Origin of the sequence: Dietzia sp. HMSC21D01 (assembly GCF_001815995.1) — a bacterium.
Lineage (GTDB): Bacteria > Actinomycetota > Actinomycetes > Mycobacteriales > Mycobacteriaceae > Dietzia > Dietzia cinnamea.
The window spans coordinates 1-4,453 of the sequence record NZ_KV823927.1; the positions used below are offsets into that span (position 1 = coordinate 1).

General features: G+C 65.6%; 3 protein-coding genes and 1 pseudogene. 2 read left to right on the forward strand and 2 right to left on the reverse strand.

From position 1 onward, the window contains the following. Window positions 1–51: 51 nt before the first annotated feature. Window positions 52–156: pseudogene (locus tag HMPREF3086_RS09355) on the reverse strand (excalibur calcium-binding domain-containing protein); the annotation flags it as partial. Window positions 157–375: 219 nt separating this feature from the next. Between HMPREF3086_RS09355 and HMPREF3086_RS09360 the strand changes: the two are divergent. Continuing rightward, window positions 376–1,428: a TerC family protein gene (locus HMPREF3086_RS09360; protein WP_070721532.1), complete on the forward strand. Its 1,053-nt coding sequence runs from the start codon at window positions 376–378 to the stop codon at window positions 1,426–1,428. Between the two features lie 173 nt (window positions 1,429–1,601). On the opposite strand, the gene HMPREF3086_RS09365 is transcribed toward HMPREF3086_RS09360, so the two are convergent. Beyond that, on the reverse strand, window positions 1,602–2,684 hold the full coding sequence (locus HMPREF3086_RS09365) for an IS110 family RNA-guided transposase (protein ID WP_083324374.1): 1,083 nt from the start codon (window positions 2,682–2,684) through the stop codon (window positions 1,602–1,604). A 316-nt stretch (window positions 2,685–3,000) separates the two neighbouring features. Between HMPREF3086_RS09365 and HMPREF3086_RS19605 the strand changes: the two genes are divergently transcribed. Next, window positions 3,001–4,453 (forward strand): aconitase family protein (locus HMPREF3086_RS19605; RefSeq protein WP_246830945.1); only part of this gene is annotated, 1,453 nt, incomplete at its 3' end.

Here is a 4,453-nt window from a genome sequence, read left to right on the forward strand (position 1 = left end):
CGAGGGGCCGGCTCCATGTGAGCCGGCCCCTCGCCGTCTAACCGGTCTGTACTACTCGCAGGCGACGCCGTCGTTGTCCCGGTCGAGCGCGGGCCGATACGCCGCGTCACCGCGGTAGATCGGGGCGATGCCCAGCCGACGCGCCTCGGTGCAGTTGGCCACGTGGTATCAGCAGTGCGGCCGCCTCAGGTAATCGCCTTCTCATCTTCGCGCGTTGCGCGTTCGCGGAGAGCGCCGCTAATCTGACCCCACCAGAAGGGGAGTATCCCTGACACGCGTCGTCGTCACTACGGCCCCGGGCCCGGCGGAGTGAGCCACGCATCATCAGTGGCCGGGAGAGACCTTCGATCACCCACTGATCGAAAGGTCCCTGTCATGGACACCCCACTCTGGCTCTGGTTCGCCGTCATCGCCTTCATCGTCGTGATGCTCGCGATCGACCTCGTCGCCCACCGCAAGGCACACGTCATCGGCGTGAAAGAGGCGGCCGCGTGGTCGGCGGTCTGGATCGCGCTCGGAGTCGGCTTCGGCGTGATCGTCTGGGCCGTCTGGGGCGCTGACTTCGGACAACAGTACTTCGCCGGCTACCTCATCGAGAAGTCTCTGGCCGTGGACAACGTCTTCGTCTGGGCGATTATCTTCGCCTACTTCGCGGTGCCCCCGCAGTTCCAGCACCGGGTCTTGTTCCTCGGTGTGCTGGGCGCCCTGGTGTTCCGTGGCATCTTCATCGCGGGCGGCGCGCTGCTCATCCAGAACTTCTCGTGGATCCTCTACATCTTCGCCGCGTTCCTGCTGTACACGGGTTTCCGCATGATCCGTCAGCGCGACGAGCACCTCAACCCGGACCAGTCGCGCGTGCTGGGTGCCTTCCGCCGGCTCGTGCCCATGTCGGACACCTTCCACGGACAGCGACTGCTGGGCCGCAAGGGCGGACTGATCATGGCCACTCCCCTGCTGGCAGTGCTCGTGCTGGTGGAGACGACTGACATCGTGTTCGCCGTCGACTCCATTCCCGCCATCTTCGCCGTCACCGACGAGGTGTTCCTCGTCTTCACCGCCAACGCGTTCGCGATCCTGGGGCTGCGCGCGATGTACTTCCTACTCGCCGATCTGGTCCATCGGTTCGTGTACCTCAAGCTCGGCCTGGCGTTGGTGTTGATGTGGGTGGGCGTGAAGATGCTGCTGAAGATCGACGTCTACTACATCCCGACCCCGCTCTCGCTGGCCGTCATCGCCACGATCCTCACCGTGTCGGTCGTGGCGAGCCTGAGGGCGACGCGCGGGCAAGACCGGCGGAGCCTCCCGACCCCGGCCGAGCCGCCGTTCCGCATCGCGACCCCGGATGAGGACGCAGAGTTCGAGCCGCTGTTCGGCCGCGCGCGCTCCCGCCATCGCTCGGAACGTCCCGCCGCCGGACCGCCACGCTGACGGATGAAAGCGGCCGCGAAAGCCCTTCGGGACCGACTTCGCGACTGCGGTTCTCGGCCCGCTCCGCGGAACGCGTGACGGCTTATAACTTCTCATCGACAGGGGTAGGGTCGGGCTCAACGCCGGTGAGCCCCTCACTCGCACGGCTCCATCGGCGCCATACCAGGACACTCCTATATAGCTTTGTCAAGGGTTTTAGCGCCCAGATTTGGTTCGAGTGTGCTCTTGAGGATCGGGAAGACCTCGCGGGCAACGTAGCGTTTCAGGCAACGCATGATCTCTCGTTTCGTCTTGCCTTCGGCGATTCTGCGTTCGACGTACTCGCGGGTGCGGGTCTCATAGTGCATCCGGACGAGGACGATGTGGTGCAATGCGGAGTTCGCTTGCCGGTCGCCGCCGCGATTGAGTCGGTAGCGGTTCGTCTTTCCGGAGGAGGCCGGGATCGGCGAAGCCCCGGTGAGAGCAGCGAAGTGTCGTTCACTTCGCATTCGTTCGGGATTGTCTCCGGCGGTGATGAGTAGCTGGGCAACGCTGTCGGGGCCAGCACCATAGACCTCCATGAGCGCCGGGGCATGATCGTCCAGAAGCCGTGTGATCTGCCGGAGGAGGTCGGCGACTTGTTCGTCGAGGAACTTGTATCGGCGGGCGAGATGGCGAAGGCAGACCGCTGTGGATTCAGCTGCGGTCACCGGCTGCGCCGGCGGCCGGGTCGCGGCCAGCGCTGCCACCAGCCTCGACGTGGTCAGTCCGCGGTACTTCTGGCGAAGGGACTCGGGCGCGGATACGAGCATGGCGCGGATCTGATTGATCGCCGCGGTGCGGTCCCGCACGGCCGCAGACCGGGTTGTTCGCAGCACTCGAAGGGACTCCACCAGCCCGTCGTTGCCTTTCGGCAGGGCGGTCGCTCGACCGGAGAGAACCGCCTCAGCAGCGGCGTACGCATCAAACTGGTCAGTCTTGCCGCGGCGACGTCTGTCGAACCGATTCGGTTGATTGACTTCGACGACCGTATAGCCCGCGTCGAGGAACTTCCTGGTGATTCCAGCACCATAGCTGCCAGTGCATTCGATACCCACCTTGTCGACCTGTGAGTATTCGCCAACCAGGGCAAGCGCTTCCCGGTAGCCGGACGCGGTCGCCGGCACCATCACGTCGACGAGGGGGCGACCGTAGTTGGTGATCACCGCCACGTGGTGCGTATCCGCGTGCGTGTCGATCCCGACCACTACCGCGGAGCTGTCGTTGTCGTGCATCATTGTGGTGCACCCCTTCCGTAATCGCAGATCAAAGGAGTGCGCAGCCGGGTGGGCGTCAGTCAGTTCACTATCGGGAAAGCGTTCAAACTCCTATCAGGACATGGCGGCCCACCCGGTCACGCTGTGAGCCCGAGGCGGCCGACATGTCCGGATCAAGACAATCCTCTACGTACGCAGAGGACGCCAGAAGGGCCGTGAGTCAGACCGCCCAAGCTCGCCTACCATTATCGATCAGCAGAGCCTGGCGGGCGGACCGCCAAGTCCTTCAAGAAGGTCAGGCCTACGGCCTCACAACTTCATAGTGAAGGGGCCGATCATGAGTGTCGACAGTTTCAACTCGCGAGACGCGCTGGCAGTCGGAGGCGTCGACTACGAGATCTACCGACTCGACCGGGTCTCCACCGAGGTCCCACTCCCCTACAGCCTGAAGATCCTGCTGGAGAATCTTCTGCGCAACGAGGACGGCCGGGTGGTGACGGCCGAGCAGGTCGAGGCGCTCCAGCAGTGGAATCCCCGCAAGCAGGTGGATCGGGAGATCCAGTACACGCCCGCCCGCGTCCTCATGCAGGACTTCACCGGAGTGCCGTGCGTCGTCGACCTGGTCGCGATGCGCGACGCGATCACCGATCTGGGCGGGGACGCCAAGAAGATCAACCCGCTGATCCCCGGTGAGCTCGTGATCGACCACTCGATCATCGCCGACGTCTTCGGCCGTCCGGACGCCTTCCAGGTCAACGCCGACCTCGAGTTCGGACGGAACCGGGAGCGTTACCAGCTCCTGCGGTGGGCGCAGGAGTCGTTCGCTGACTTCCTCGTGGTCCCTCCGAACACGGGAATCTGCCACCAGGTCAACCTCGAGTACCTGTCCCGGGTCGTCTTCACCCGCGAGGGCACCGAGGGCATGAGGCAGGCCTACCCGGACACGCTGGTGGGCACCGACTCGCACACACCGATGGTCAACGGCCTCGGCGTGCTGGGCTGGGGCGTCGGCGGCATCGAGGCCGAGGCGGCTCTGCTCGGCCAGCCGATGAGCATGCTCATCCCGGAGGTCATCGGACTCAAGCTGACCGGTGAACTGCGGGAGGGCACGACCGCGACGGACCTGGTCCTCCACGTCGCGGAGTTGCTGCGCAAGACCGGCGTGGTCGGCAAGTTCGTCGAGTTCTTCGGACCCGGCGTCTCCAGCGTGCCGCTGGCCAACCGAGCCACGCTCGGCAACATGAGCCCGGAGTACGGGGCGACGTGTGCGATCTTCCCGATCGACTCGGAGACGCTCGACTACCTGCGGCTGACCGGCCGGTCTCAGGAGCAGATCGAGTTGGTCGAGGTCTACGCCAAGGAGCAGGGGCTCTGGCACGACCCGGACAATCCGGCCGAGTACACCCAGGTCATCGAGCTCGACCTTGCGAGCGTCGAGCCGTCGATCGCGGGTCCCCGGCGCCCGCAGGACCGTATCGAGCTGGGCGACGCGCCGGCCGTGGTCCTCGGCAACCTCGCGGAGGAGAAGGAACGGTCCGGGGGGCGGCCCGGCAGCGTGGACGACGCCGCGGAGGACACCTTTCCGGCCAGCGACCCGATCGCCTTCAATCCCGATACGGCGACGGATGAGCCGCCGCGCCGCTACTCCGAGGAGCAGCTGACCGCCAACGCCAAGCTCGGCTGGCCCAGCGACCCGGCGGAGGTCGTGCTGGGCGGCGACTCCCCGGTGATCGTCGACCACGCGGACGTCGTCATCGCGGCGATCACCTCGTGCACCAACACGTCCAACC